This is a genomic window from Prevotella sp. HMSC073D09, assembly GCF_001814145.1.
GTDB classification, from domain to species: Bacteria; Bacteroidota; Bacteroidia; order Bacteroidales; family Bacteroidaceae; genus Prevotella; species Prevotella conceptionensis.
Genome location: NZ_KV815084.1, coordinates 1 through 2,555, shown reverse-complemented (window position 1 = coordinate 2,555; position 2,555 = coordinate 1). Strand labels below are relative to the sequence as shown.

Annotated in this window: 2 protein-coding genes and 1 pseudogene; 2 read left to right on the top strand and 1 reads right to left on the bottom strand. The window is 41.0% G+C overall.

What is annotated here, in order from left to right; genetic code table 11:
- Positions 1 to 32: 32 nt before the first annotated feature.
- Positions 33 to 191 (bottom strand): annotated as a pseudogene (locus HMPREF2955_RS15100) (IS982 family transposase); the annotation flags it as partial.
- 360 nt (positions 192 to 551) lie between these two features.
- On the opposite strand from HMPREF2955_RS15100, the gene HMPREF2955_RS07200 reads away from it, so the two are divergent.
- Both HMPREF2955_RS07200 and HMPREF2955_RS07195 read left to right on the top strand, forming a co-directional pair.
- On the top strand, positions 552 to 1,238 hold the full coding sequence (locus HMPREF2955_RS07200; protein WP_139145501.1) for a hypothetical protein: 687 nt from the start codon (positions 552 to 554) through the stop codon (positions 1,236 to 1,238).
- On the top strand, positions 1,238 to 1,738 hold the full coding sequence (locus tag HMPREF2955_RS07195; RefSeq protein ID WP_246830089.1) for a hypothetical protein: 501 nt from the start codon (positions 1,238 to 1,240) through the stop codon (positions 1,736 to 1,738). The genes HMPREF2955_RS07200 and HMPREF2955_RS07195 overlap by 1 nt, the downstream gene beginning before the upstream one ends.
- Positions 1,739 to 2,555 lie beyond the last annotated feature (817 nt).

Genomic DNA, 2,555 nt, shown 5'->3' with positions numbered 1-2,555 from the left:
AATACAGATTGGTCAATACCGCTGAATAGTTACGCCAGATGTTCCTTGATGAAAAAGAGATAATAGTGCTTGAAGTTGCGGAATGAGCCAAAATGGTAGCACAGCAGGATGGTCATGATTTCGCTCTTGGACATTTGCCCTTTGCGGTTTCTCATTCGCTTATATCCCTCGTCTATGGGGGCGATATGGATAGGTCAAAAACGGCTTGCAATCTTCCTTTTTCCTTCGACAATCAATCTCAAAGTGTTTAAGCCTGTTAAAATTAATATAGCGACATTTTTTACTGGGTTAACAAAATATAATTGTTTACCACAAAAATGATAACTAATCATTATAAATCGTATATTTGTATCGTTCTTTTGTAAGAAACTGACACAAGTTATTTAATTGTCTTTTAACTAAAATTCAATCTGTTATGAAAAAAAATCACTATTTACGGGTTGTGTTTAACCCTATGCCTATCTGTAATTGGGTGTTCGTCCAGTGATGTTGAGGAAACGAACAAGTTATCAACAAAAGAGGTACAAGCCCTAACAGAACTCAAGAGCGATTTGTATGCAGTTAATGCTGAGTATGCAAAAAGTAATACCCGAGGTCTCAAAAAGTGGCTAAGATGGTTGATCTTTGGTGCTGCAGATGCTGCAGGATTCGTTACAGGGGGAGGGGCGGTTGCGATTTCCGTTTCTACTCTTGCTTGGACAGTCACCAAAGCGGAGAAAGAAATTAGCACAAACTCTGACTTTAAAGACTGTGCAGAAGTAGCTCTTGATAAAGGATCAATTGGTTATGCACACAATGAACTTTCTCAAAAAATAGTAAGGGAACATCAGGACTCTTTACTAGGTATGTCTATTGACCAATTAGCAGAAATCGTCGAAGAAGAGTCAAAGGCTTATCCTGCCATTGAAAATAAATCAGTAGATAGAGAGATTCTAAAACAGATCATCTCTACTTTCAATGCGGATGCCTCCATACAAGATAACATGAATGCTTTTAAACAGTTTACAAATGACCCACAAAAACAAGAGGCTCTGGACATTTGTGGAATTGTTCTAGAAGGATTACAGAATGTCTCTGATGAAAATACTACATACATTGAACAAGTAAACAGGCTCGTTGATGCCTCACCCGTCGGTTTCCAAACCAAAAAGAAGATAAAGGTTGGTATTTCAGTAGCTGATGCAAGTGCAAAGCTATGGAACAGCAGCGAGTTAGAAGAACTTCCAAAAGCAAAATAATGAAAAGTTTACTGTTGTCCTTTCTTTTAGCGATTCCCGCTCTTGCTTTCTCGCAAAAGGAAGATGTCCGGGCGGAAATCCATTTCCAAGGGAATGCGTTCTACCACGAATTTCGGCCTTATGAATTTGTAGGCAGCGTGGGCTACAACATCACCGATAGGTTTTTCGTCAATGTCAGAGGTGAGAGTACGGTTGCCTTGTTCAAGATCAACGGGCTCAAAGACTATTACACCAACGTGATGTATGGCGCGAACGTGGGCTATACGTTTCTGAAAAACGACTTCGGTAATTTCGATGTGCGCATCGGATTGGGAGACAACCTGCGCCGCAAGCAAGACTGGAAGTATAATTACTACGATGCAGGCGTCTATATGCACTTGGGCAAAGCGAAAATAAAGCCCGACTTCGGTTTCGGCATTAGGCGTTATCACTCCAAAAGTTCTATGTTTAAGAGCTACACTAGGGTGTTCGTGGCCATAGGCCTCAGCTTTGGCACATAGTTTCATGCGCATCTCTCGCTCCCTGGGAAAGAGATGAATAAAGTGGGCGGGTGTACCGAAATGGGCACACCCGCTCTCTTTTGCACAAAGTCCCAACTTTCTCAAACCAAGCCTTTTCTATTTGAGGGCGTGCCAGAAAACGGCCCGCAAGCATCGTGCGCGGTGAACGACATGGAGCAAGCACCAGGTAGTCTACCGTTATAACAATTCGGGACAAGCCGATTGCCGTCCTGGGCAACATCTATGTTTCAATTGCCCTTGCAACGCCAACAACCCAACGCTTTCTCTTTACCCAAACCGACAATGAACTTATTCCGAACTGCCGTAGCCTTATAAAACTATAAACTCAACAAAGCATAGTCTTAGTAGCTTATAAACTCACGAACTTAACAGTTCGCAAACTCACCAACTCATAAGCTTTCAACCTTACAAGTTCATAAAGTCAACTGTTCATGTGTGTAAGAATATTTTACAAAAGAGGTCTTATTCGCCACCCTCTTCTAGCGAAAATAAAGGTGTTTAATCAAGCAATTTGCCTCAAATTACAAGCTTTCGGACTCCACGATTAGTCTATTTTTGAGAAGATTACCTGCATTTTGCACCATTTCGCCTTTCTATTTTGGTTGCCGACACGCGTTTTTTCAACCCCAATAACTCACTTTTAGCCCCTAAAATTCCACTTTTTAATGGCCATTTTGCCCTTTTTAGCCCTATTTTTAATGGTTCGAAAAGGTTTTATTTATACCATTGCTGCGTATTTTTATGCTTTTCGTCTTGCATTTTGCAGCATTTTGCACTGCGTTTAGCACCATTTTAC

What these genes read in the sequence shown, in the direction of transcription:
- HMPREF2955_RS07195 (WP_246830089.1), top strand. Translation starts at nt 1,238, where the DNA reads ATGAAAAGTTTACTGTTGTCCTTTCTTTTAGCGATTCCCGCTCTTGCT.